General features: G+C 41.3%; 25 protein-coding genes. 14 read left to right on the top strand and 11 right to left on the bottom strand.

What is annotated here, in order from left to right:
• Positions 1-2 precede the first annotated feature (2 nt).
• Both LZG71_RS14335 and LZG71_RS14330 read right to left on the bottom strand, forming a co-directional pair.
• The gene (locus tag LZG71_RS14335; protein ID WP_233821371.1) at positions 3-1040 is read right to left on the bottom strand and encodes an aminopeptidase; all 1038 of its coding nucleotides are present in this window, start codon (positions 1038-1040) and stop codon (positions 3-5) included.
• 98 nt (positions 1041-1138) lie between these two features.
• Positions 1139-1885 (bottom strand): acyl-CoA desaturase, encoded by a 747-nt coding sequence (locus LZG71_RS14330; RefSeq protein ID WP_233821599.1) that lies wholly within the window; start codon positions 1883-1885, stop codon positions 1139-1141.
• 414 nt (positions 1886-2299) lie between these two features.
• On the opposite strand from LZG71_RS14330, the gene recA reads away from it, so the two are divergent.
• Positions 2300-3370, top strand: a complete 1071-nt coding sequence (gene recA, locus LZG71_RS14325) for a recombinase RecA (RefSeq protein ID WP_233821369.1) — start codon at positions 2300-2302, stop codon at positions 3368-3370.
• 84 nt (positions 3371-3454) lie between these two features.
• Here the strand turns inward: recA and LZG71_RS14320 are convergent, their stop codons facing one another.
• The 6 genes from LZG71_RS14320 to LZG71_RS14295 all read right to left on the bottom strand — a co-directional run bounded on the left by LZG71_RS14320 (position 3455) and on the right by LZG71_RS14295 (position 10826).
• Positions 3455-4990, bottom strand: coding sequence for a sigma 54-interacting transcriptional regulator (locus LZG71_RS14320; RefSeq protein ID WP_233821367.1), 1536 nt, complete (start codon positions 4988-4990; stop codon positions 3455-3457).
• A 15-nt stretch (positions 4991-5005) separates the two neighbouring features.
• Positions 5006-6577 (bottom strand): ribonuclease Y, encoded by a 1572-nt coding sequence (rny, locus tag LZG71_RS14315; RefSeq protein ID WP_233821366.1) that lies wholly within the window; start codon positions 6575-6577, stop codon positions 5006-5008.
• Positions 6578-6737: 160 nt separating this feature from the next.
• Positions 6738-7049, bottom strand: a complete 312-nt coding sequence (locus tag LZG71_RS14310; RefSeq protein WP_233821364.1) for a cell division protein ZapA — start codon at positions 7047-7049, stop codon at positions 6738-6740.
• Positions 7046-7390: a hypothetical protein gene (locus LZG71_RS14305; protein ID WP_233821362.1), complete on the bottom strand. Its 345-nt coding sequence runs from the start codon at positions 7388-7390 to the stop codon at positions 7046-7048. Before LZG71_RS14305 ends, LZG71_RS14310 begins: the two co-directional genes overlap by 4 nt.
• Before the next feature lie 108 nt (positions 7391-7498).
• Positions 7499-9913, bottom strand: a complete 2415-nt coding sequence (pheT, locus tag LZG71_RS14300) for a phenylalanine--tRNA ligase subunit beta (RefSeq protein WP_233821360.1) — start codon at positions 9911-9913, stop codon at positions 7499-7501.
• A gap of 262 nt (positions 9914-10175) precedes the next feature.
• On the bottom strand, positions 10176-10826 hold the full coding sequence (locus LZG71_RS14295) for a DUF1684 domain-containing protein (RefSeq protein WP_233821358.1): 651 nt from the start codon (positions 10824-10826) through the stop codon (positions 10176-10178).
• A gap of 189 nt (positions 10827-11015) precedes the next feature.
• Between LZG71_RS14295 and LZG71_RS14290 the strand changes: the two genes are divergently transcribed.
• The 6 genes from LZG71_RS14290 (at position 11016) to rodA (ending at position 18305) form a co-directional block, all read left to right on the top strand.
• On the top strand, positions 11016-11393 hold the full coding sequence (locus LZG71_RS14290; RefSeq protein ID WP_233821356.1) for a response regulator: 378 nt from the start codon (positions 11016-11018) through the stop codon (positions 11391-11393).
• Between the two features lie 5 nt (positions 11394-11398).
• The gene (locus LZG71_RS14285) at positions 11399-12160 is read left to right on the top strand and encodes an MBL fold metallo-hydrolase (RefSeq protein ID WP_233821354.1); all 762 of its coding nucleotides are present in this window, start codon (positions 11399-11401) and stop codon (positions 12158-12160) included.
• A gap of 84 nt (positions 12161-12244) precedes the next feature.
• On the top strand, positions 12245-13315 hold the full coding sequence (locus LZG71_RS14280; protein WP_310587758.1) for a PLP-dependent cysteine synthase family protein: 1071 nt from the start codon (positions 12245-12247) through the stop codon (positions 13313-13315).
• 53 nt (positions 13316-13368) lie between these two features.
• On the top strand, positions 13369-14949 hold the full coding sequence (locus LZG71_RS14275) for an NFACT RNA binding domain-containing protein (protein WP_233821352.1): 1581 nt from the start codon (positions 13369-13371) through the stop codon (positions 14947-14949).
• Positions 14950-15100: 151 nt separating this feature from the next.
• Positions 15101-16993: a penicillin-binding protein 2 gene (mrdA, locus tag LZG71_RS14270; protein ID WP_233821350.1), complete on the top strand. Its 1893-nt coding sequence runs from the start codon at positions 15101-15103 to the stop codon at positions 16991-16993.
• Between the two features lie 28 nt (positions 16994-17021).
• Positions 17022-18305 (top strand): rod shape-determining protein RodA, encoded by a 1284-nt coding sequence (gene rodA / locus LZG71_RS14265; protein ID WP_233821597.1) that lies wholly within the window; start codon positions 17022-17024, stop codon positions 18303-18305.
• Positions 18306-18411: 106 nt separating this feature from the next.
• Here rodA and LZG71_RS14260 read toward each other — a convergent pair whose 3' ends face one another.
• Positions 18412-18789, bottom strand: a complete 378-nt coding sequence (locus LZG71_RS14260) for a DUF423 domain-containing protein (RefSeq protein ID WP_233821348.1) — start codon at positions 18787-18789, stop codon at positions 18412-18414.
• A 175-nt stretch (positions 18790-18964) separates the two neighbouring features.
• On the opposite strand from LZG71_RS14260, the gene LZG71_RS14255 reads away from it, so the two are divergent.
• The 3 genes from LZG71_RS14255 (at position 18965) to LZG71_RS14245 (ending at position 22558) form a co-directional block, all read left to right on the top strand.
• Positions 18965-20008 carry a glycosyltransferase family 9 protein gene (locus LZG71_RS14255; RefSeq protein ID WP_233821346.1) on the top strand — a complete coding sequence of 348 codons (1044 nt, stop codon included), beginning with the start codon at positions 18965-18967 and terminating at the stop codon, positions 20006-20008.
• Positions 20009-20156: 148 nt separating this feature from the next.
• Positions 20157-21815, top strand: a complete 1659-nt coding sequence (locus LZG71_RS14250; protein ID WP_233821344.1) for a sensor histidine kinase — start codon at positions 20157-20159, stop codon at positions 21813-21815.
• Entirely contained in the window at positions 21815-22558 is a 744-nt protein-coding gene (locus LZG71_RS14245; protein ID WP_233821342.1) for a LytTR family DNA-binding domain-containing protein, read from the top strand. The genes LZG71_RS14250 and LZG71_RS14245 overlap by 1 nt, the downstream gene beginning before the upstream one ends.
• Positions 22559-22560: 2 nt before the next feature.
• Here the strand turns inward: LZG71_RS14245 and LZG71_RS14240 are convergent, their stop codons facing one another.
• A complete protein-coding gene (locus tag LZG71_RS14240) occupies positions 22561-23223 on the bottom strand; it encodes a YggS family pyridoxal phosphate-dependent enzyme (protein WP_233821340.1) in 663 nt (220 codons plus the stop codon).
• A gap of 139 nt (positions 23224-23362) precedes the next feature.
• Between LZG71_RS14240 and LZG71_RS14235 the strand changes: the two genes are divergently transcribed.
• The 4 genes from LZG71_RS14235 to rplI all read left to right on the top strand — a co-directional run bounded on the left by LZG71_RS14235 (position 23363) and on the right by rplI (position 25702).
• On the top strand, positions 23363-24304 hold the full coding sequence (locus LZG71_RS14235; protein WP_233821338.1) for a hypothetical protein: 942 nt from the start codon (positions 23363-23365) through the stop codon (positions 24302-24304).
• A gap of 295 nt (positions 24305-24599) precedes the next feature.
• Positions 24600-24980, top strand: a complete 381-nt coding sequence (gene rpsF / locus LZG71_RS14230) for a 30S ribosomal protein S6 (RefSeq protein WP_233821336.1) — start codon at positions 24600-24602, stop codon at positions 24978-24980.
• A 3-nt stretch (positions 24981-24983) separates the two neighbouring features.
• On the top strand, positions 24984-25235 hold the full coding sequence (rpsR, locus tag LZG71_RS14225; RefSeq protein ID WP_138280541.1) for a 30S ribosomal protein S18: 252 nt from the start codon (positions 24984-24986) through the stop codon (positions 25233-25235).
• A gap of 20 nt (positions 25236-25255) precedes the next feature.
• Entirely contained in the window at positions 25256-25702 is a 447-nt protein-coding gene (gene rplI / locus LZG71_RS14220; RefSeq protein WP_233821334.1) for a 50S ribosomal protein L9, read from the top strand.
• A gap of 113 nt (positions 25703-25815) precedes the next feature.
• Here rplI and lysM read toward each other — a convergent pair whose 3' ends face one another.
• Entirely contained in the window at positions 25816-26274 is a 459-nt protein-coding gene (gene lysM, locus LZG71_RS14215) for a peptidoglycan-binding protein LysM (protein WP_233821332.1), read from the bottom strand.
• Between the last annotated feature and the right edge of the window lie 156 nt (positions 26275-26430).

Below are 26430 nucleotides of genomic sequence, written 5' to 3'. Positions count from 1 at the left end.
AATTAAAGAGAAGGATATTTGTCTTTTAAATAGCCTAGATATCTTTTGAAATCACTGCCAAATTTTGTTTCATATTCCTGCTTAAAACTGTTCTGCTTAGACTTGTAAGTCTGATAGCTGATAAAAAAAGCGTTCCCGGGCAATTTCTGCTCTTCGTCTGCACGCTTGGGTCTCAACGTTATTTTACCTCCAAGAAGTGTATCTGCCTCACTAAGAATTTTGCTTATCATTTCCTTTTTCAGAGCGTCTTTACGCGGGTCCGCGTTCTGATCGCTTCCAAAAGTCAGATAAAGGCTATCCAGCTTCTTAATTCCACCCAAAATATGTTGGGCATAGGCGTCATTGTACTTTTTTGAAAATTCGTAGTCAGCAAGTTGCTTTGAATTTGCTCCGTATTTTTGTTTAAGAAAACGAATTGCGCCTAAATCACCAACAAAACTTGCCAGATTCTCATTTAACTCAAGATCGCTTTTTACAAAAAGTGTACCATGTGTAAGTTCATGTAAGATTAAATTGGCCAGGCTTCCTTCTCTTCTCTTTAACATACTCGACAGAATGGGATCTTTAAGGTAACCCAGGGTGGACCAGGCCGAAACTTCCCCAATATCCGTATCATAACCATCATGAATCAGGACTTTTTCTTCTTTTACTGCTCTTGTTGAGTCGAAGTATCCCTTGTAAGGAAAACTGCCTAAAATGGGGAAATGCCATTTGTACGCTTTAATCCGATAGCGGTCGGAAGCGGTAATGATCCAGATCAAGGGTTTGCCGTGCTGATCGTAAAAGGTAGTGTAATTTTTAGATGGTTCAAGTCCAAGGGAATCGACACCAAATTGTTTGATTTCTTCGATAAGGCGTATTCGCGCTTTTAGAGAATCGGGGAAGGCAGGATCCGCTAACACCTCTGATACATCCCGTACATCCATCAAGATCCCAATTTGTCCCTTCGCCTGCATCCATCCATAACTGAGGAGATCGCGGTATATGATTCCAAGAACAATAAGTACAAGGAGAATGGCAAGCAATATTTTTTTTAACACGATATGATCTGTTTGTTACAGAAAGGCTTCTGGCAATTCAAAAAGGCCGATTGAGATAACCGGCCTGCTGGTGACAAAAATATCGTATGTTTTGCTATTTACATATAATTAAGATCATTATTAGGTTTGAGTTTGATGATCCCGAGTTTGTTAAGCATCAGTATAAACGGATATGTGGGATCGAACTCGTGCCATTTGAATCCAAAATTTGCGCGACCTCCATATTTATGATGATTGTTATGGTACGATTCGCCCATCATCAGAAAATCGAATGGCAAAAGGTTTTTGGCGGTGTCGTCAACTTTAAAATTTACGTAACCATATTTGTGAGCGAACCAGTTGATTATCGCCCCATGTACAGGACCCATCAGAAAGTGGATTGGAATGAGCAGAAACATCCACCAGGAAGTTGCAAATTGTACGTAAATCAAAATGTATAATATTCCCCAACCGATCCTTGAAATCCAGGAATCCCCAATTTTCTCCATAAATTCCCAATGTGGAACGCCTTTTTTGAATTTAGGATCAATCGAATCAGTTCGTTTTACGATGTTGTTGTAATAGTTTTTTGTCTTCCACATCATGTCCATCAGGCTACTTGAAAAGCTGGGCGAGTGTGGATCGTTTTCCGTGTCGACGTAGGCGTGGTGAAGCCTGTGCATCACGCCATAGGCGTAAGGACTGAGAAAGGAAGAACCCTGAAAGAGCCAGGTAAAGATGTAAAACGTTTTTTCCCAGGCAGGGCTCATCGTAAACATTTTATGGGCTGCGTAACGATGAAGAAAGAAGGTTTGCATTAATAAGGAGAGATACCAATGCGCAATGAAAAACAAAACTATAATCATAAAAGACGTGTACTGACGATTTCTGTATTGCTGCAAAGTTATTTTCAGGTCACTTAGGGATTGATGATAATGATCAGTTTTGAATATGGCTTTTACCGTAAAACTTACATTGTAAGTATAACCTAAGCTCTGTAGCATTGGAGATTAGAGGAATGAAATAACTTCAAAGTCAGGCAAAAATAATTTTGAACAAGTTTTATTTTGATACAATTAATATCATATCTTTGTTACTGATATTATCGCTCGGAAGATTTGAGGTGTTAACAGGCTGTATCTTAAACAGTATACAGATATGTCAAAATACATTTCAGATTTAACACAAATGGGTTAAATTTACATAAGTGAAGGCGCCACAAGTGAGCGGATTTGTCACACAACCTTTAATGTACATAAACAAGTTACTTTTTTTAAAGTATGGCAGCACCAGCAACAACCGACAAAGAAAACAAATTAAAAGCACTACAAACGACGCTCGAAAAGTTAGATAAAACCTACGGAAAGGGTACAGTAATGCGTCTGAGTGATACGAAGGTATTGGACATCCCGGTTATCTCTACTGGCTCACTTGGATTGGATCTTGCTTTGGGAGTAGGAGGAGTTCCACGCGGACGTGTAGTTGAAATATATGGACCGGAATCTTCTGGTAAAACGACCTTATCAATGCATTGCATCGCGGAAGCTCAAAAAAGAGGAGGACTTGCAGCATTCATTGATGCGGAACATGCATTCGATCGCTCTTATGCAGAGAAACTCGGCATTGACACAAGTAATTTGTTGATTTCTCAGCCAGACAGCGGTGAGCAAGCACTTGAAATCGCTGAACATTTGATCAGCAGTGGAGCTGTTGACATTATCGTGATCGACTCCGTGGCTGCATTGGTACCACGTGCTGAGCTCGAAGGCGAAATGGGAGACAGCAAAATGGGTTTACAGGCTCGTTTGATGTCTCAGGCACTTAGAAAACTTACCGGTGTTATCAATAAAACAGGATGCTGCTGTATATTCATCAACCAGCTTCGTGAAAAAATCGGTGTGATGTTTGGTAACCCTGAAACAACAACGGGTGGTAATGCATTGAAATACTATGCTTCGGTTCGTTTGGATATTCGTAGAGTAGGGCAGATCAAAGAAAGTGCTGATGCGATTCTTGGTAACCGTACTCGTGTGAAAGTGGTAAAAAATAAAGTAGCACCTCCTTTCAAAGTGGTGGAGTTCGATATCATGTACGGAGAAGGAATTTCCAAAGTGGGAGAGATCATTGACCTTGCTGTTGAACTGGATATCGTTAAAAAGGCAGGATCTTGGTTTAGCTACGACGGAAACAGACTAGGACAAGGCCGCGATGCAGTGAAAGCGCTTATTAAGGACAATCCGGAATTGATGGATGAATTGGAAGCAAAAGTACGTGCAAAGGTGAACAACGAGCCTGATTCTCTGATCGACACCAGTGAACCAAACATTAAGGACGAAGGTTCTCCTGAATAATATTCAGAATGAGTTTAAAAGTAAAATGCCTCCCAAATCGGAGGCATTTTACTTTATATATCAATTGAGAAACGTCAACAAAACTTAAAAAGGTTTGCTGTCATCATCATCTTCTTCAAAATCAAAATCTTCATCATCCGGTCCGGAAAACATACTGCTTACCAAATCCTGGAATTTCATACCCTGATCCAATGATTGTTTTCCGATCAGCGAGAATTCTGCCATACCGTGTAAGGCAAATTCCATCATGAATAGTTTCTCACTTGGACTGCCATAAGCACTGAGCATATCTACAAAATCGTCAAGGCCGTCAATGGTATTCAGTCTGGCAGTGTATTCCCTGTCGGTCATATCGCCAATCATCTCCATTTCATTTCCAGCGCCAAACCATTCTATAACCTTCGCGTAAGGATTGATTTTGCTCTTTTTCGACTTTTCAGGATCCGGGAAGAAGTTTAGAAACTGGGTTCTGATGGCTTTACCTATCAGGTTTTGAGCCACAATAACTGGTCCTTCCACTTCACCCTCATATACCAACTCTACTTTTCCGCATATGGATGAAACGACACCATACAAATCAGAAATCCGAACGTAGGTAGTGTCTTCTCCATTAATAAGTCCTCTTCGTTCCGCGGTGCTTAATAAAGTTTCATATGCAGATATTGTAAGTCTGGCAGAAACGCCACTTTTACTATCAACATATTCACTTTCTCTTGCTTCAAAAGCGATTTGTTCGATCAACGTCTTGACAAGATCATTGACAACAACTGCTTCTTTTTGCCCTTGCTTTATTACAGCTTCCTGTTCTGTTATCTTTCTTCCTGTTTCCAGCGTTTTAGGATAATGCGTAACAATCTGGCTTTCGATACGATCTTTAAGCGGTGTCACAATGCTGCCTCGGTTCGTGTAATCCTCCGGATTCGCTGTAAACACAAATTGGATGTCCAATGGCAAACGAAGCTTAAATCCACGTATCTGAATATCACCTTCCTGTAAAATATTGAAAAGTGCTACCTGAATTCTGGCTTGCAAGTCAGGCAATTCGTTGATCACAAAGATACCTCTGTGTGAACGGGGAATCAGTCCGTAATGAATAACGCGCTCATCTGAATAAGGCAACTTCAATGTAGCTGCTTTAATGGGATCCACATCACCGATCAAATCGGCTACCGAAACGTCTGGTGTTGCCAGTTTTTCTGTGTAGCGCTCACTGCGATGCAGCCAGGCAATTTTTGTTAAATCTCCATGTTCAGCTATATCGTCTTTCGCAAAACGCGATAGCGGAAGCAACGGATCGTCATGTAACTCAGAATCCTTAACGTATGGAATATATTCGTCCAGCAAGTTTACCATCATTCTGGCGATCCGTGTTTTTGCTTGTCCACGGAGTCCTAAAAAATTGATATTGTGCATGGACAATATCGCACGTTCTACGTCAGGAATTACAGTTTCTTCATATCCCCAAATACCCGGGAAAACAGTTTCTTTACTTTTAATCTTCTCAATCAGGTTGTCGCGTAACTCCTGTTTAATGGAACGGGATTCATAACCTGCTTTTTTCAATTCACCAAGAGATTGAATGTTCAACCGCTCCGCACTAGTAAGCTTTGAGTAAGTCATTGAAGTTTGGTTGGATTAACGCGCATACGCAACAGAGCGCATTTCTCGTATCACTGTGATTTTAATTTGTCCAGGATACTGCATTTCTTTTTCAATTTTTTGAGAAATATCAAATGAAAGCATTCCAGCTTTTTCATCAGATACATTGTCTGCATCAATAATGACGCGCAACTCGCGGCCAGCCTGTATCGCATAACATTTTTCTACACCATCGAACGAAAGTGCCATATTTTCAAGGTCACGCAAACGCTGAATGTAAGATTCCATCATCTCGCGACGGGCACCCGGGCGTGAACCTGAGATTGCATCACAAACCTGAATGATCGGAGATAACATGCTTGTCATCTCGATTTCATCGTGGTGAGCTCCGATTGCATTACAAACTTCCGGATTCTCTTTGTATTTTTTTGCAAGTTCCATTCCCAATATTGCGTGTGGAAGGTCAGATTCTTCTGGCCACACTTTACCAATATCGTGTAATAGTCCCGCTCTTTTAGCCAGTTTGGTATTGAGTCCAAGTTCAGCAGCCATGGTTGCACAAAGTTTTGCAACTTCACGGGAGTGTTGCAGCAGGTTTTGACCATAAGATGAACGGAATCGCATGCGACCTATCATTTTTACAAGCTCCGGATGTAGCCCGTGAATACCCATGTCGATTACAGTACGTTCACCGATTTCTACGATTTCATCATCAATGTTCTTACGTGTTTTAGCTACCACTTCTTCAATACGTGCAGGGTGGATACGGCCATCCTGTACCAAACGGTGCAAAGCAAGACGGGCTATTTCGCGACGAACAGGATCAAATCCTGAGATAACAATTGCTTCCGGAGTATCATCAACGATGATCTCAACTCCCGTTGCTGCTTCCAAAGCACGAATGTTTCTTCCTTCGCGACCAATGATTTTACCCTTTATATCGTCATTTTCGATATTGAAAACAGATACACAGTTTTCAATAGCATGTTCCGCAGCTGTACGCTGAATGGTTTCGATAACGATCTTTTTCGCTTCCTTCGTTGCCGTAAGACGTGCTTCTTCCATGGCACTCTTAACGTACGATCCCGCTCTTGTGTCGGCCTCTGCTTTTAGTGCATCAACAAGTTGTTCGCGTGCCTGATCGGCAGTAAGATTTGCAATTTTCTCTAGTTGCGTAACTTGCTGTTGAAGAGATTTTTCTGCCTCTTCACGTTTTTTAGCAGCCGCTTCTATCTGCTGAGAAAGATTGGTTTTCAATCCTTCAAGCTCGTTTTCGCGTTTTTTGTTCTGCTCAACGGTCTGATTAAGGCTTTGTTCGCGCTGTTTAAGCTTCTGCTCATTCGTCTGTAGGATGACTCTTTTCTTGTTGGCATCTTCTTCAAACTCCGATTTCAGGCGCAGGTATTTTTCTTTGGCTTCCAGTATCCGATCTTTTTTGATGTTCTCAGCAGAATTTTCGGCATTGCGTAAAATTTCTGATGCACGATCCTGCGCTTCTTTTTCTTTTTGATCAAAGGACTTCTGGAAAATGTATTTACCTGCAAAAACACCGACACCTACAGCGATGATGTCGGATAAGAGGACAATGAAAATTGATGAATCTGGCATTTTATGTAATGGTTACAAAATAGTTGGGTTGTGACCGACTACAGCAGTGTAAAAATGCCGAACGTGTTTCTGTTGAAAGATATTATAAGAAGAATTTAACTAAAAATATTCCGATATAAGCGGTTGGTTTTAATATTATGATTCATGCGAAATCACAATATTAGTTTTCAATAGCGTTAGCAACTGCGGCATCCAGCTTTTCTATTCTGTCCTGAAATGCTTCAACCAAGCCATCCATTTGCTCACGAATCCGTTGCAAAGCAACCATACATTCTATTGCCGTAAGGCCCATTGCCTCAATATCGTCGTATCCTTTTGCCTTTGATTTATGCTGCTTTACACGCTCCATGAATACCTCATAGCCATCCCTGTAATATTTTTCCTGATCAGCCGGTACGCTCAGCTTGAAGCCTCTGTCCAGCAGTTTTATAAAGACAGAAACATCAGGATTAGGTATGTTATTTTTTTTCATAAGGTATCTTCAAGCATTTCTATGCACTTATCGATCTCTTGTATATATCGTTCAACTGAGTCTTTCAGTTCGGCTAATCCGCCTGTTGGTGTCAGTTTACTAGAGACAATTTTAGCGAAACTTTTAGACTTATTAAAGTCTTTTTCTAAAGTACTGTATTTTTTCTTTGTTTCCTTAGCTTCTTCCTTGAGTTGAATGTTGGACAACCGGAGTTCTGCATTTTCACGCTGCAATTCTGACACTGACCAAGTTAGATTCTCTTTTGTATTGATAAGAATTTCTAATCGCTTCTCTAAATCAGCCAATTTGTGTTCAATGATGCGTGTACTGCTCCTTTCCATTTCTTAATTCAGGTTTGTGGGGTGTCGGGCTTTTCTGGTACTCAGGTAAGGAATGTTTTATAAATTACACGTGCTTTATAAAAGCCGAGTGTTTCAAACTCAGCTTTTCTATTTTCTTATAACGGCATTAAGCTCTCTTTCGTAAGCAGAGATAAGTTTGGACATCGATTTGTCGATCACTTTATCCGTAAGTGTTTGCTGATCGTCCTGCAAAATAAAGCTGATGGAATAGGATTTTCGACCTTCCAGATTTGCGCCTTCGTAAACGTCAAAAACATTCACGGCGCGTAGAAGCTGTTTCTCAGTTCTATAAGCTACCTGACGTAACTCTTCAAAAGTTACTTTTTTATCAACAACAAGAGACAGGTCTCTTCTTACTTCCGGAAATTTGGAAACCTCCCGGTATTGAACTGCAGAGTCGTATTGACGCAGGATATATTCCCAGTCAAAATCAGCATACAATACAGGTGCCTTGACATCGGTTTTTTTAGTAATTACGGATTTCAGTAAGCCAAAAGTTACCACAGGTTTTTTATTGACCGTCAGGCTTAATCCATATTGAAATATCGTCGGGTCGGCCTCAGCTTTTTCAGTATTACGAATCTTCATAGATGCCAGAACCTTACTAACGATACCAGCAAGATCATGGAAAACCGTTTCTTTTGATTTCTCTATCCAACTCTCATCCTGAATATTTCCGGAAAGAAAAACTGACAGTCTTTCCTTTTCTGAATATTTGCCATTGATAAGGTTGTAGGTTTTGCCAAACTCAAATAGTTTCAGATCGCGTTGGCGGCGATTTATATTGTACCCAATCACTTCAAGGCCGGAAAAAACCAGGGACTGACGCATCACCGAAAGATCCTCACTCAGGTAATTCAGGATTTTTACCGTACTGCCCGTTGCCTCTTCTCCCAGGAGAGAGGCATACTCCGGCTTGGTAAGCGAGTTGTTGATCATCTCGTTAAAACCATTGGCAGCGAGTAATTCAGCCACACGCATGCGAAGTTTCTCAGGGTCATTAACAGGGAAATCGGATAGGTAATCAGAGCTAAGAGATTCTGAAAGCTCAACCTGTCCAAAACCATAAATCCTTAAAATCTCCTCAATGACATCGGCTTCTCTTTGAACATCTACACGGTACGGAGGAACAATGGCTGTGAAACCGGTTTCAGTTTTGTCTTCAATTTTAATATCCAGCCCGGTAAGGATCTGCTCAATTTTTTCATTACCCAAACCTTTTCCTATCAGCCTGTCGATATTCCTGTAACTCATTGGAATTCTGAAATCAGCAAGCGGGGCAGGGTAGAGGTCGGTTATTTCAGAAGAAACAAAACCACCTGCTATTTCCTGAATTAGTAATGCAGCTCTTTTTAATGCATAAAGCGGCATGTTTGGATCCGTACCACGTTCGAAGCGGAAAGAAGAGTCCGTTTTCAAGGAGAAACGTTGTGCGGTGCGCCTAACCCAGACTGGCGAGAAGTAAGCAGATTCAAGAAATATTGAGGTCGTTTCTTGGCTTACCCCGGAATCAGCTCCTCCAAATACTCCGGCAATACACATCGGTGAATCGGCATTACAAATCATCAGATCTGAATCAGAAAGCTTGCGCTCCTGTCCGTCCAACGTTACGAATGAAGTACCCGCCGCAACCGTTTTTATGATCACTTTGTTGTCAGTAACTTTATCTGCATCGAATGCGTGCATAGGTTGCCCCAACTCATGACATATATAATTGGTGATGTCAACGATATTGTTGATCGAACGGATTCCTATAGTCTGAAGTTTTTGTTTCAGCCACTCCGGAGAATCTCCAACTTTTATTCCTGAAATAGTTAAACCTGTATATCGCGGACAAGCTTCTTCGTTTTCAACAGTTACAGTCATTGCCAGCGACTGATCAGTGACTTTGAAACCATCGACGTTAGGCAAGTTTATTTCTCTTCCCAAAACCGCTTTTAAATCGCGGGCAACACCAAAATGAGAAGCGGCATCTGCACGGTTGGGTGTTAATCCTATTTCTATAAGGTAGTCCGATGAAATACCAAAATAATCTGCTGCTGGTGTTCCATTAGGTAAATCGGTGTCCAGAACAAGGATGCCAGCGTGAGATGTTCCAACACCGAGTTCATCTTCCGCACAAATCATTCCTTCCGACAGCGCACCACGTATTTTGGATTTTTTGAGAACAAGAGCCTCTTCGCTTCCCGCGGGATAAAGCACCGCCCCAACAGTTGCAACTATGACTTTCTGTCCGGCAGCTACATTGGCAGCTCCGCAAACAATGTTCAGCGGCTCGCTCATACCAACATTTACTGTTGTTATTTTGAGACGATCGGCTTCGGGGTGTTTCTCGCAGGTGAGTACTTCGCCAATAACAACTCCTTTGAGCCCGCCTCTGATAGACTCAACTTCTTCAATACTTTCAACTTCAAGCCCGGTTGCGGTCAATAGATTTCCTATTTCCTCCGGAGTTTCCGTTATTTCAATTAATTCTTTAAGCCACTTATAAGAAATTTTCATGCGGTATTTAAAAAAACAGCGCGCTGAGCAGTGGTAATTTCAACCAGCCACTCATGCTTTGTAATGGTTATAATGTTCTGTTTGGTACTTTAAATAAATAAGAATGGCTCGTACATATTTTTGCTTAGCGATTCTTTGTGCCGGTATTGGAATAACGTCACTTTACAAAATTAGTGATTTAACTTTGAAGAGTACTGAAACCTCAGCTTGTCGATAAACTTTTTGTTTAACGAGCCCGCGAATTCTTTCCTTCTGCAATAGATTAATGAACCCCTTCCTCGGTTTGTTCTCCTGCCCAAATGGGAATGTGCAAGGTATTTTCGGCGGGTGGAACAGGGCAGGCGTAGTCAGGCTGATAGGCACAATATGGACTATATGCGTTGTTGAAGTCAAGTGTGATGGTGTTGTTTTTTATTTCAGAAACCGGGTAGTCGAGATAGCGCCCGCCGCCATACGTTTCTTTTCCGCTTGTTTCATCCCGAAATAAAATAGAAATCACACTTTCATTTCTGAGAAGAAGAAGCTTTTGATCCTGACCATTAATCTTGAAATTGGCATAACCGTATCGTTCATATTTTTCGGAGGTGCTGTCCGTGTAGGTGACGATCATTTCCTTGTCGTCTTTCATATAAGGAGAAATGGTGGCCTTAACGCGGTATTCAGGATTGACTTTGAAGTAATGCAGGCCATGAAAGCTCTCTTTATCAGCAATAGGAGAATCTTTTCCTGTACGGAAGAGTTCGTCTTTGGCGGCACGTTCCTTGTTAATTTTCTCAATATATTCCTGAGGACGCGTTACAGCGATGTCTTCGGCGTCGGTGGATGAACCACCAAAATTTTCTATAACAAAATAGGCCAGGATGGCGATGACCATGGCGATCGTACTCCAGCGTATAACTTTATTCTTAAACATGACAGCTCAATATGAATTGGTAAAATAACCACAAACTTACATCCGAAACCCTGGTTTGAAAATGTATAGACCGTTTATTTACTTTTTTTAATAATTTTGGGACTTGCAGTCGCATTCATTTGTGTTCTTGCATGAAATATGCCTAAATTGACCTTATCAAATTATCAAACACAATACCTGATTCATCATATGTCATACACAAAGCGAGTACTCATTGCCGAAGACAGTTCAGTAATTCAAAATCTGGCAAGGAAGATTCTGGAATTTCAGCACTATGAAATCACTTCGGTGAAAAATGGAGAGCAAGTGTTGCAACTCCTTGAAAAAGAAGATTTTGATATTATTTTGCTTGACATCAATATGCCTGTGATGGACGGAATGGAATGTGCGAGAAGCATCAGGAAATTGTCGGATATTAAAAAAGCGAAAACACCTATTGTAGCGATAACAGGTAATGCAAAGAATTATTCGGAGGAGGATTTCAAAGAAGCAGGCTTTGATGATGCCCTTATGAAACCACTTAATTTTGACCGCCTGGTAGAAGTGGTGGCCCATTTGACGGAATAATCCGGATGAAGATTACTTTTTTAGGAACCGGCACATCACAAGGAATACCAGTTATTGCTTGTGATTGTGCCGTTTGCCGTTCATCTGACCCCAGGGACAACAGACTTCGAACGTCTGTCTGGATTCAGGTTAATGGAAAATCATTTATAATTGATACCGGCCCGGATTTTCGTCAGCAAATGCTCCGTGCGAGTGTGCGAGACTTGGATGCCGTTATTTTTACGCATCAACACAAAGATCATACAGCCGGCCTGGACGACATACGTGCTTTTAACCATAAAAATCAACGGGATATTCCGTTGTTTGGAAGAGAATCAGTATTGAATCAGATCCGAACGGAATTTGCTTATGCTTTCGGTGACTACCGTTATCCAGGAGTACCGCATTTTGAACTTCATTTTATAGAAAACAGACCTTTCGAAATTGAAGGGATATCCGTTACACCAATAGAGGTGATGCACCACAAACTTGCTGTTTTTGGGTATCGCATCGGTGACTTTACCTACATTACAGATACCAATTTTATCTCGGAAGAGGAGCAGGAAAAAATTAAGGGATCACGAGTATTGGTGTTGGATACACTTCAGAAGGAACCGCATCTTTCCCATTTTACGCTGTCACAATCCCTGGATTTGATAGATAAACTCAATATACCGCAAACTTATCTTATTCACATGAGCCACAAGCTTGGCAAACATGCGGATGTGGAAAAGGAACTTCCTGCGAATGTACGGCTTGCGTATGATGGGTTGGTTATTGAGATGTAGAAAGCCCAAGTCAGCGTTTTTCTTTATTTCTCTTGTTTTATGCCAGGATGCGCTCATATTTGCATGAAAAGAATTTAGGAGAACGTGAAGCACTTATCAACAAACAGGCATAAATCGGGATCATGGCTCGCGACTGCCGTATCAAAACTTGAAGCAGATTATCAGCGCTCGGCGGATACGCATCTTGTTTTTCTGGAGTTACCAGGATTCCCTGATATTGATTTTTACTTTAAAGACGAATCTACACATCCTTCCGGCAGCCTAAAACATCGGTTGGCACGATCACTTTTTTTATATGCCATTTGTAATGGATGGATTAATGAACATACCACTGTTGTAGAAGCATCAAGCGGATCCACAGCTGTTTCAGAGGCATATTTTGCTAAACTTCTGGGACTTTCTTTTGTGGCAGTAATGCCGAAATCAACCAGTCAGGACAAAATTCAGGCGATAGAATTTTATGGCGGACGATGCCATTACGTCGATCATCCCGCTGAGGTATACGAAGCATCCCAGGAGATTGCACAGGAAACGGGCGGACATTTTATGGACCAGTTCACTTTCGCAGAAAGGGCGACTGACTGGCGAGGAAACAACAACATTGCTGAGTCCATTTTCAGACAAATGCAGCACGAAAAACATCCGGTTCCACACTGGATTGTGACGGGTGCGGGCACAGGAGGAACATCTGCAACGCTCGGCAGATATGTAAGATATGAGCAGCATGATACACAAATATGTGTTGTTGATCCGGAAAATTCTGTTTTTTATGACTTTTGGAAAGGGGCGGACGCTGGCATTTGTGGCGAGCTAGGTTCGAAAGTTGAAGGAATAGGGCGACCAAGGGTTGAACCATCTTTTTTGAAAAGTGTTGTTGACCATATGATAAAAGTGCCGGATGCGGGGAGTTTCGCTGCAATGCTGACACTAAGTCGATTACTAAACAGGAAAGTGGGTGGTTCCACAGGAACCAATTTTTGGGGCGTGTTGGAACTTGCCAAAGAAATGAAGAGCAGGGGAGAGTCGGGTTCTATTGTAACACTGATCTGCGATTCGGGTGACAGGTATCTGAATACCTACTACAATGAAGAATGGTTAAGAACAAACGGTTTTCTGAAAGCTGTAAAGCGTGAGGAAATGAATCTGATTTTTTGACCAAAATATTTAATCTTAACAGCGGTCATTTTGCCGTGTTAATCCAATAAAAATTGCACCAGAATTACTATTTCTTAAAGAAGCTCGCGCCGCGGCTGGATACAATACTGACCGGGAAAGTGCTGATGGAAACTTTCAGCCAGGAAAAAGACGAGCTGATTCTTGTTTTTGCAACGGCCGGCTCGGACGATTCATCTGAGGATCTTTTTTTTATAAAAGCTACGCTGAGATCTAACTTTGCTTGCCTGAGCTTCCCTGATAAATTTGACAGAGCGAGGCGCAACAGTGTCAACTTATTTGCCAGCTTCTGCGGAGTCAAAATTACTTTTGTTCGTATTTTTCTCAATGAACGGGCATTGGAAATCAAATTCGAAAATGGAACTTCGCTGGTTTTTAAGTTGTATGGAAACCGCTCGAATATTATCGGTTTTGACTCAGATCAGGAAGTTACAGAAGTTTTTAATAACAAGCTTGTTGCCGATCACACACTTAGGTTAGGCAACTTTGACCGTCCCATTGATCAATCTTTCGAAGCCTACCTTCAAAACGGGATGCGGCACGAAGCTCTTTTTCCTACGTTTGGAAAATTGGTCAACACGTATCTTAACAGTTCCATCCAGAATGTGCAGGATGCTAACCGCAGATGGGAGATTATTCAGTCTATACTCGAAAAGCTGGACAGTGGTAATTTTTACATTGTTAAGTACGAGCTGGTTCCAGCTCTCTCGCTTATTGATACCGGAGAAGTGATGGCAACATACACCGATCCTATCGAGGCCCTTAATGCATTCTATTATGCGTTTATACGGCTGAGTGGAATTGAAAAAGAGAAGGCTGAAATTGTTAAAATTTTAAATAAGCGATTACAGCAAACCGAGCATTACCTTGCTAATACATTTAAGAAATTAGTCGAGCTGGAAGAAGCGGTACGTAACGACGAAATTGCCAACATCCTGATGGCGAACCTGCACCAGATTCCAGCCAGGTCGGAGAGTGTCGAGTTGTTCGATTTTTACAGAGATCAGCCGATTCGGATAAAGCTTAAAAAGGACCTATCTCCTCAGAAAAACGCGGAAGGCTATTATCGCAAATCAAAAAACGAGAAAATTGAAACCGACAGACTTAACGAAAGTTTAGCCGCACGAGAAGGTGAAAGGTTAAAAATTTTGGAACATCTTGTCGAAATTGAAAAAATGGAGTTGCTTCGTGAGTTACGCAATTACATTAAAACCAATGGATTGATTGCCAATGTTAACCAGGGAATTTCAGTGGCTGCGGCAGAGTTGTTTAAAAAGGTGGAGTACCTGGGATACACCATATTGATTGGTAGAAATGCGAAGAATAATGATCTGCTCACCAAGCAGTACGCTTTTAAGGAAGACTTGTGGCTTCACGCGAGGGATGTACCGGGATCGCACGTCATAATTAAAAACCAGCCGGGTAAGAAATTTCCGTCTCCTGTGATTGAACGCGCTGCTGAGCTTGCCGCTTTTTATTCGAAACGAAAAAATGACAGTCTTTGTCCTGTTATTGTCACTCCAAAAAAATATGTCAGGAAATTAAAAGGTATGCCCGAAGGAGCCGTTATAGTTGATAAGGAAGATGTGGTGATGGTTGTGGCGAAAGGCGAGTAGAGGTCCGGTTTGGCTGGTGTTTATGACATATCCGTCAATTTGCAAAAATTGATAAATTAATCTCAGACAAAGCCTTGGTGCAGCCTTTGATAAGTCTTTTGATATCACGAACTTCGCGTTAAAATTGAGAGAACAGGATTATTAGTGCAGAATGCTTGAAAATCGACGCTTTGTCATCATTGGATTTTTTGCTGTCGTCGGGTTAATTTACCTCGCGCGACTATTTTACCTACAGGTATTGGACGAGAGTTATTCCATCGTGTCGTCCAGCAATTCAATTAAACGTGTAATAGAAATTCCTTTTCGAGGTCAGATATATGACCGTTACGGGAAGCTGATCGTATACAACACGCCTGTGTACGATTTGCTGGTAACACCTAACAAGGCGAGGGTACCAGACACCCTCCGATTTTGCCGGGTTCTGGGGATAGAAAGAAGAGATTTTGACAGCTTGATGGCAGCCGCAAGTGCTTATAGCAGGAAAAAGCCATCCCTCTTTTTAAGGCAACTTTCAAAAGAAGATTTTGCCTCTATACAAGATATCATGGTGGACTATTCAGGTTTTCAGTTCGCCAAAAGTTCTCTTAGAACCTACACGGCTCAAACTTTGGCAAATACGCTTGGTTATGTGAGTGAGATAACCAAAGGGCAGCTTGAAAAGCAGGAAGAGCCATATTACAGGCAAAGCGATTATATAGGACAAAGCGGTATTGAAAAAATCTACGAAAACGAACTCCGTGGAAAGCGCGGTACCAAATTCGTGATGCAGAACGTAAGTGGTGTGTACAAAGGTCCCTGGAAAGGCGGAGAATTGGATACAATGGCTGTTGCGGGTGCAAATCTGTACTCTGGGATAGATCTGGAGGTGCAGCAATATGCCGATAGCCTCATGGCGAATAAAGTTGGGAGTGTAGTAGCGATTGAACCGTCGACCGGTCAGATATTGTCAATGGTGTCGGCGCCAACTTACGATCCCAATATTTTGGCAAGCAGGTTTTTCTCAAAGAATTACACCGCTCTGGTTCGCAATCCTTACAAGCCATTGTTTAACCGCCCGGTAATGGCGAGTTATCGTCCGGGATCAACTTTCAAGCTTATTCAGGCGCTTGTTGCTTTGCAGGAGGGCGTGGTTACGCCGGGTACAGGTTTTAGTCATGCCAATTGTCCCGTTGGATGTCACAATCATCCCGCTACAAGTACTGTCGCTTTGGGGGTAACACATTCCTGCAATCCCTATTTTTATCACCTTTTTCGCCGTGTGATGTACAACAACAACATATCCAATACCTTTAAGGCGTCTGCGGCTGGTTTGGAAGATTGGCATGCGAGAGTGAGCAAGTTTGGAATTGGCCAACAGTTGGGAATAGATCTTCCCAGTGAGCGGAAGGGGAATTTGCCTGATAAAAAATACTACGATAAGATTTACGGCGAAAATGCATGGAAGTTTTCCAATATCTATTCTATTAGTATCGGAGAAGGAGAAATTTTGATTACTCCTTTGAAAATGGCCAATGTTGCCGCAATTATCGCCAACAAAGGATACTTCTATACCCCGCATGTGATCCATGGGGTTGGAGACAGCAAAAAGCTTGATCCCATCTACAGAACAAGGCACGAATCTGGTGTTTCGTCTCAGCACTTTGCACCGGTAATTGAGGGGATGATTGGTGCGGTGGAAGCCGGAACGGCCAAAAATGCCCGCATACAGGGTATTACAGTGGCAGGTAAAACCGGAACTTCGCAGAACAGGAAGGGAGACGACCATTCCATATTTATCGGGTTTGCACCTGCTGAAAATCCAAAAATTGCGATTGCCGTTTTCGTAGAGAATGCCGGATTCGGAGGTTCTGCTGCTGCACCCATTGCCGGCCTGATCATGGATAAGTATCTGACGCGCCAGGTAAGTAACAAAGCGATGGAGAAGAGAATGAAAGAAATGAATCTGATGAGTAAAGTCGTGCTAACCGATCAGCAAAGAGCCATGCTGAAACCAGACACTACTAAAAAGAAAACTCCTGTTATTACAAATCCGGCAAAGCGATAGATTTTAAACATTAACTCCATTGAAAGAAATACCTGAGGGCAAGCCAATAACAAAAAATGTAGACTGGGTGGTTGTATTGATTTATATCGCCTGTCTGGGTATTGGCTGGGTCAATATATATGCCGCAGTTTATAACCCGGAGGCCGACACCAGTATGTTCGATTTATCGAACAATGCCGGAAAGCAATTGATGTGGATAGGGACAACGGTCATTCTAATTACCTGTATTCTGGTAATTGACTATAAGTTCTACGAAACGTTCTCCTTTATCATTTACGCCATCATCATTGTATTGCTGGTGGTAGTGCTTTTTGCGGGTTCAAACATCAACGGATCCCGTTCCTGGATTAAATTTGGAGCATTTTCACTGCAACCGGCTGAATTTTCCAAGCTTGCTATAAGTCTTGCTATCGCTAAATATCTGAGTGATCCGGCCATTAGTCTTAACAGGAAACTGAAAGATTATTACCCGATACTCGGTATCATTGCTCTTCCTGCATTACTGATCCTGTTATCAAACGAAACAGGCTCCATGCTTGTGTTTGCTTCCTTTGCCATTGTGCTCTACCGAGAAGGAATGCCCGGTTTCATTCCGGCAATCGGGATGATCGCCGCAGCTTTGCTTATTATTACTCTGTTATTTGTGAAGTGGTACATCGCAGGAGTCATCATCGTAATTGCCGGATTGGTGATTTGGCTTATGCCTGTTATGACACGCCGGCGGGGCGGGCTGTGGGCCACAATACTTATTGCCGGGGTAATGATCGGCATTGTGTTTGGTGTGGATTTTTTCATGAACAATGTCCTTCAGAAGCACCAGAGAGGTAGAATTATGGTATTGCTGGATCCTGATTCCGATCCAAGGGGTGACGGCTGGAATGTGATCCAGTCCAAAATTGCGATCGGCTCCGGTGGTCTGACCGGTAAAGGATTTCTTGAAGGAACTCAAACCAAATTTGACTTTGTGCCTGAGCAAAGCACCGATTTTATTTTCTGCACAGTGGGTGAGGAACATGGCTTCATAGGTACACTGGTCGTTGTCACCTTGTTTATTCTGCTTATTTCAAGATTAGTGATCCTTGCTGAGCGACAGCGCAGTCGATTTGCCAGAGTGTATGGTTATTGTGTAGCAGGCATCATTTTCTTCCATTTTCTGGTAAATGTGGGTATGACAATCGGTCTTATGCCTGTAATTGGGATTCCATTGCCATTTTTCAGTTATGGAGGTTCCTCATTATGGTCTTTCTCTATTTTGCTCTTTATTTTCCTGAAAATAGACGCGCAAAGGCCATTTACGCTTTCGAGAGGCTAGTTGTCAATTATTAATGGTGAATTGTTAGTTGTTAATGCGTTTAAGTAATGCACTCTGCTGTCCACAAATGCAATTAATAATTAACCATTAACAACTAACCATTATTTCAGAGTTTACTCGCAGCTACTATTAATAACACCCAGCCAACAATAAGCGCCAGGCCGCCTATGGGTGCTGTGGCACCGAATTTGGTAATGCCGGTAAAGCATATAGCGTACAGCGATCCGGAAAAAATAATAACACCTATTGCAAAAGCATTGCCAGACCATCCCAGAAGTTTTACCGCATCCGCTCCTGCACCTTTCATAAGCAGACCCACCAATACAAGTGCAATTGCGTGATAAAACTGGTATTTCACAGCGGTTTCAAATGTGTCAGCTCTTCCGGACGCTTCCAGCATGGCTTTAAATGCGTGAGCGCCAAATGCTCCTAACGCAACTGCAAGTGCACCTAGTATCCCGCCGGCTTGTAACATGAACTTCATAACTGTAAAGGAAATTTTAAGTAATAATTAATAAAGTCTCAAATGTCCAGGAGACCAATTGATTGTGGAATCAAAGGTAGTTTCCGATGGTAGTGTAACCAACTCTTTATTCGGATTTTATTAACTTGCGCACTTAGATGACATAATCCTGACCGCACAGGAAAAGAAAATTTCAATGACAATATCAAGATTTCGTCAACTTTGGACGCACCGCTATTTTAAATACACACACATATTCAATGCTCATTTGCTCGGTTATTTTGCGGCCCTGAGGTTTTACATCAAAAAAGCTGAGTTGAAGAAAGGGCAGGAACTGATTTCTATTATCAGAACGGAGCACTTTGGTGATATCGTTGCTGCTGAACCCCTTGCCAGGTACGTTCGCGAATTGCACCCCAACGCGTACATTGTGTGGTTTGTTAAACCTTCTTTCCATGAACTGGTTGATTACAATCCTGAGATAGATGAAGTTCTGAAAGAATTCTGCGTAACACAACGTCGCACTATTATAGGTACCAGGGTTTTTGACAAGGTATACGAATTGCAGTTCAGAAATAACAACCATTGTACAAAATGTGATGTATTTACTGATAATCCGGTTGCTGAGGCAAGAGGAATTAACGTACATAATTATTTCACTTTCGGTAACCTGCTTGAAGTATTTGCCAAAACATCAGGAATTATTCCATTGAAGGATCACTTTCCTGCTGATGATCAGCCCCGACTTTATTTGCAGGATCATCACCGGATCAAGGCAGACTCACTTCAATTAAAGAAACCTTATATTGTAGTGCACTGCCAATCCAATTTTGCACCAAAAGACTGGCCGGCGGATCGTTGGCAGCAACTTATTGCCTGGATAACGGCTAATTATGGATATCAGATTGTCGAGATTGGCTTAAAAAGTAATCTCATGATAAATACGGGCTCTTATACCAATCTTTGCGGCAAGCTAACCATTCTCGAAACGGCCGAAGTAATCCGACGAGCCGATTATTTTATCGGGCTTGACAGCGGTCCTTCTCATTTGGGTAATGCAACCGGGACATTTGGAATTATACTCATGGGAGCACTCACAACCTTTGCCAGTTACAACCCTTATTCCGGTAGTTACGGACGACAGGAGAATGCCCTTTTGGTTCGTAAGGAAGGTCTGGCGTGCGCGGAACTTTCCTTCGAATTTGTGAGGGATGAGGTGAAAAAAGTGTTGGGTGAATAGAAATTGAATGATCTGTACTTATTGATACTCTATCGGATTCCGGTAGAGTTTTTTGTTGTTTACACATTCTTACCAGCTACTGACACATTTATGCTATTATAAGATCATGCTCACATTCATATTTGTCATGAATTATAAAAACTATGATATGACAAAGTCTATAGCACTTTTATTGATTTTTGTGTCCGTCTCGCTTACACACTTGCAAGCGCAGGAGATCGTGTTAAATGAACAAACCAATCGGTTTCTGATCAATCAGCAAAGCAATAAACCGCGGCTGGATGTAATCGTACAAAGTTTCACTGATTATGAAAGAGATGTAATAAGTAAATCGGCTGTGATGGACACGGTTACAAAGCCCACGTTTGAACGGGTATCGGACAGTGAGTACAATGTAACAGCTAGCAGAATGGGTGAGGCTATGACATTTGTTATCAGAAATTACAAGCAATCAGAGACCTTCTACATCACTCGCTACCCAACTAATGAATGGAGTGATACCACAACTTTGAAGCCTGACATTCAATTCACGAAAAATCTGAATGGAGAGCGGGCGATTGTGTTGGCAAACTTCCCTTTTCTGGCACGCAAAGCTGGTATCAAGTTATTGGACGACCAAAAAAATGTCGTTTTCCAGCTGAATATTACCTTTTCCTATCCGAAACCTGAGCTTATTTATGTGGATATAACGGCTGGTTATGGAAATCGCTCGTGGGAGGATACTTCTCAAATTAGAAAAATTGTGAACAGGGTCAACAAGGTTCCTACGGTTTACAGTCAGAATAATGCCGTTCCAGATCAGATCGTAACAAATAATGATAATTTGTATTTCAGATTTAAGAAGGCCTATTATGACGGTGAAGTGAGCCCTACTGAAATATTTTGCAAAATTGATGACCATTTTATTGCCAGGACTCCCTCTGAATTATATCCAAGTACCGATGTTCATACGCTTGCTCATGAGGACGACTGGTATATTTTACCTTCTGGGGAACACACCATCTTTGCCAGCTATGATGGAAAGAATACCATGACATATAAATTTGAAATGAACAAAATGTGGGGGAAAGTGGCAATTTTTTATTTGACGCAATTTTCTTACCTCATAATAGCTGTTTTATATACTTACCCTTGGATTTTGGTCATCGTTCTGGGACTTGTACTTTTCGCCAATTGGGGAAACCGTCTAAAAAAAGCCAGGGAAGAAGCCAGGAAAGTAAACCTAGAGTTGCAGTCAATTCAATCGCAGTTAAACCCTCATTTCGTTTTTAATGCACTGGGATCTATTCAGGGGCTGATTAATCAAAATGAAATTGAGAGAGCAAACAGCTATCTGACAGATTTTAGTAAATTACTCCGTAAATCGCTCAATAACAATGGAAAAGAAATGGTTCCATTGTCGGAGGAGTTGTATGTGCTTGATAGTTACATAAAACTTGAAAGACTTCGGTTTGACTTTATTTACAACCTGCTGGTTGACGAAAAATTGCAAGTCACGCAAGTTGAAATTCCTTCATTGCTGATTCAGCCGCTAATAGAAAACGCAATTAAACATGGTATTTCAGGCTTGGGAAACGATGGTGTTTTAAATCTATCATTCCTCAGGGAACAAAGCGATTTAATTATCAAAATCGAGGATAATGGTTCAGGTTTTGACGCATCAGAAAAAAAATCTGGGAAGGGGCTTGAACTAACCAGGGAACGGATCAAATTACTCAATAGACAAAAGCACAAAATAAGTATGGACCTGAGATCCGGAGTTGGAAAAGGAACTTTGATTACACTCATTTTTAAACACTTTTGTTAATGCGTGCGATTATCATAGACGATGAGCTGAACAATATTGAAAATCTGAGGGCATTGTTACGGAAATACTGCCCGGGTGTAATGGTGGTTGCAACAGCTTCCAGTGCTCAGGAAGGTAAAGCCTGTATTCAGGAACATGCGCCTGATCTCGTGTTTCTTGATATACAAATGCCTGGCGAAAATGGTTTTGATCTTTTAAAATCGATTTCCATTTATTCTTTTGAAGTCATTTTCGTTACCGGTTATGACAAATATGGCATTCAGGCAATACGCTTTTCTGCTATTGATTATCTGCTAAAACCGATTGATCATCTTGAATTGATTGCCGCAGTTCAACGGGCAAATTTGAAGTTGTTGGAAAAAAGGCATAATACCCAACTGGAGAACCTGATGAAAATGATGCAGGAAAATCAGCATCGTGCCGACCACCGGGTTGCCCTTTCGTCAACAAAGGAAACACGGTTCGTAAAAACAAGCGAGATCATTCGTTGTGAAGCCGAAAACAATTATACGGTATTTCATCTTTTCGGAGGTGAAAAGATTATTGCATCTCGTCCAATGTTCGAGTATGATGAGTTGCTGGCAGAGTATGGTTTTTTACGTTGCCACAACTCCCATTTAATTAACAAATCTTTTGTAAAAAGCTGGTTAAAAGAAGATAGCGGTTATTTGTTGATGGAAGACGGCAAGCAGATTCCTATTTCCAGATTAAAAAAAGACATTGTGAAAGCCGGCTTAAAATGAAGTTACCGATTTCCGAAAATAGCGCTTCCCACTCTCACGATCGTGCTTCCCTCTTCCACAGCAAGTAAGTAATCTCCGCTCATTCCCATGGAAACGTCCTTTATAGATACGTTTTCTGCGTCATATTTACCAAAGTCCAGGGAGAGCTTTTTAAGACCACGGAACTCGGAGCGAACCTGAGATTCGTCCTCTGTGTTGGAAGCCATGCCCATTAAACCTGTTATTTTAATGTTTTTAAGATCGGCCAGCGATTCCGAAGATAGTATTTCAACGGCTTCTTCTTCTGAAAGCCCAAACTTGGTTTCTTCACTAGCAATAAATATCTGGAGGAGGCAACAGATAACCCGGTCATTTTTTTTAGCTTCTTTATTAATTTCCTTAAGCAGCTTGTAACTGTCTACGGAGTGAATCAGGCTAACAAAAGGAGCAATGTATTTAACTTTATTGGTCTGCAGATGTCCTATTAGATGCCATTCAATATCTTTTGGGAGCAAATTGTACTTTTCAACCATTTCCTGCACTTTGTTTTCCCCAAATCTCCGGAAGCCCGATTCGTAAGTTTCCTGTAAAACAGCCACTGGTTTGGTTTTTGTAACGGCTACCAGTCTTGCGGCGTCAGTTATTTCTTGTTCAATCCGACTAATATTTTGTTCAATTGACGACATTTTGAATGATAAAAGATTGATATTTAGTTAATTGATTGAAAAATTCAATACTGACGGTGCAGAAATCGCTGCCAACTTATTTCAAAATTGAAAAAAACATAGTTCTTTTACCAACTAATTCAAAAATTAAAAGCTCAGTATGGACTATAATCAAGAACAAAAGCAAGATCGGAAAACCCTTTTATGGGCAGCTCTGGCCGTGTTATTATTGCTTAATCTTGTCCTGGTTTACTTCATTTACCACGAAAAACAGGAAAATAATCTTAAAGACGATATCATTACAGCTAAAACGGAAGAAGTACTTTTCACGAAAACAAAGCTGGATTCTATCTCCGCACAATTAGATATCAAAATTGCAGAAATTCAACAACTGGGAGGAAGTGTAGATTCATTGGTTGCACTAAAAGCGCAGTTGGAAAAGGACAAGTTGGAGCTTAAAAATGTTAACAACTTTGCAAGCGCAAATTACAATAAGAAGATCAAATCTTATGAGGCTGTTCTGAATCAGAAAGACAGCGAAATTGCACAGTTGAAGCAGGAGCTTGGATTTGTTACGTCCAAAAATGAGGAACTCAGCCAACAGGTAAGCGGACTGGAATCGGAGAAAAGTAAGCTGAGCGATTCGGTTAACAACTATTCAACCTTGAATCGTGAACTGGCCGAAAAGGTAACTATTGCATCGGCGTTGAGAGCTGAGAACGTTACAATCAATGCGGTTTCTTCAAAGGGAAAAGAACGTGATGGAGGCAAATACAAAGCAAAGCGTATTGAAAAGCTGCGGGTGAACTTCAAGTTGGGAGAAAACGCGGTTGCCAAGCAGAATGAAAAAGAGATATATCTTCGCATACTGGATCCGGATGGAGCGGTGTTATCGGACATGGCAACTGGTTCGGGCTCGTTCATTCACAACGGGCGGGAAATGATCTACAGCTCCAAGCAAACGGTTAACTTTACCAATACAGGCCAATCTGTTGATATTTTTTACGGTAGGGGCGGTATTTCCATGAAAGATGGCAAGTATGCAATCGAGGTGTATAGTGAAGGTTTCAAAATAGGACAGGGGGATTTTACGGTTAAATGACAGGCTGATTTAGTGATGTGAATGAAAATTCAGCCGTATAATTGTTACAACCGCTTTGATATCCGTTTTTTGTTTGCTTTTGCACGCTACCGAGTGACTGATTAGAATGGATAGAAAAGCGGAATGGTTTGAATAGCAGAGGTATAGAAGTAATAAATGGCAGTCATTTTGCGGTAAATTATAACAAGGGCTTGGAATTACAGATTCCAAGCCCTATTTTTGCACCCTCATTTCAATGTTTGCATCGAAGTGAGTACTATTTTTAACAAATTTTTATTAATTAATCAATTACCGTATGTCTAAGCAATACGAAACGGTGTTCATCTTAACTCCCATTTTGTCTGAGGCCCAGGCAAAGGACGCCGTTGAAAAATTCAGTGCTATCATCACTTCTAATGGTGGTGCAATAGTGCATGAAGAAGATTGGGGATTGCGTAAGCTGGCCTATCCCATCCAAAAGAAAAATTCAGGGTTTTACCACATCTTCGAATACACTTCGACAGATATCAACGTGGTAGACGTTCTTGAAACTGAATTCCGTCGCGACGAGAAAGTTTTGCGTTTCATGACTATCGCTCTTGATAAGCATTCAATTGCTTACAACGAGAAAAAACGTAAAGGTTTGGTAGGAAGAAAAAGAGAAGAGTCAACTGAATCAAAAACCGAAAACGCATAAGCTATGTCACTCGTAAACGAACCGGTTGAGAAAAACATTAACCGCAAAAAATATTGCCGTTTCAAAAAATCTGGCATTAAATATATTGATTACAAGAACCCAGACTTTTTGTTGAAGCTTGTAAACGAGCAAGGTAAGATCTTGCCACGCCGCCTTACAGGTACTAGCTTGAAATATCAGCGTAAAGTATCACAGGCAATTAAAAGAGCACGTCATTTGGCATTATTGCCTTTCGTTGCTGATCAATTGAAATAAATTAGAAAGAGCTACGAACAATGGAAATCATACTTATAACTGATATAGCAGGAGTAGGATATAAGAACGATATCGTTACTGTGAAAGCAGGATACGGTCGTAACTACCTTATTCCACAAGGCTTTGCATTACTTGCAAATGCTTCTAATCGCAAAATTGTTGCAGAAAACGTACGTCAGGCGGCTCACAAGGCTGAAAAACTGAAAAAAGATGCGGAAGATATCGCATCTGCTATCGGTGATCTGACAATCGACATCCGTACAGTAGTTGGAGAAAGCGGCCGTATTTTCGGACGTGTTACCAACACTCAGGTTGCTGATATACTTAAATCAAAAGGTTTTGATATCGACCGTAAGAAAATTACGGTAGACGATGTTAAATCTATCGGTACATATTCAGCGTTGATCGATCTTCACAAAGAAGTGAAGCACAAGATCGCTTTGAATGTAATTGCAGCAGAAGACTAATCATAGTTTTCTCAAACGGTAAAAAAATGACAACCCGAAAGAGTTGTCATTTTTTTTATGGCTCAGTTGTTAAAACGAATGCCGAAAGCTAATGCCGACGGCTCATAGTTAAATTATAGAGCTGGAATACGCAAAACTTGTCCTGGATAAATTTTATCAGGGTGTGAAAGCATTGGCTTGTTTGCTTCAAAAATAACAGGATACTTCATCATATCTCCGTATACTGTCTGAGCAATTTTCGAAAGCGTATCGCCTTTTTCTACGGTGTGGTAAGTGGCTTCAGCAGCAGGAGTAGCAACAGACAACTGGTTGTCTACAACTTCAACACCTTCAACATTACCAACTGCAAGCGCAATTTTTTCTGCATCAGCTTGTTCAGCAACTTCTCCTTCAATTGTAACAGTGTCGCCTGAAGTTTTTACAGTTAACGAGTTGTAAGGAAGGCCAAGAGCTTTAACGTGTGCCAATAAAGCGCTGGCGCGTAGAGGTTCAACTTCCGGAGTAGGTGCTGCTACCTCTTCTTTTTTGAAGATTTTTTCTCCAACTCCTTTAAAAAATGACATTAATCCCATAATAATTTGTGGTTTTTGTAAGTAAAGTGATAAAATTAATCATCCAAAGCTAGCTTATTTTCCGCATTGAACAACTTTCAGACAAAGAAATAACAGTTTAGTCACAGTTATTGTGGTACTTATTTTCAGATACCACATATGCTTTAAAACTTCCAC

The sequence above is a fragment of the Dyadobacter sp. CY312 genome (assembly GCF_021390535.1).
Classification (GTDB): Bacteria; Bacteroidota; Bacteroidia; order Cytophagales; family Spirosomataceae; genus Dyadobacter.
This window is presented reverse-complemented; position numbering and strand designations above follow the sequence as displayed.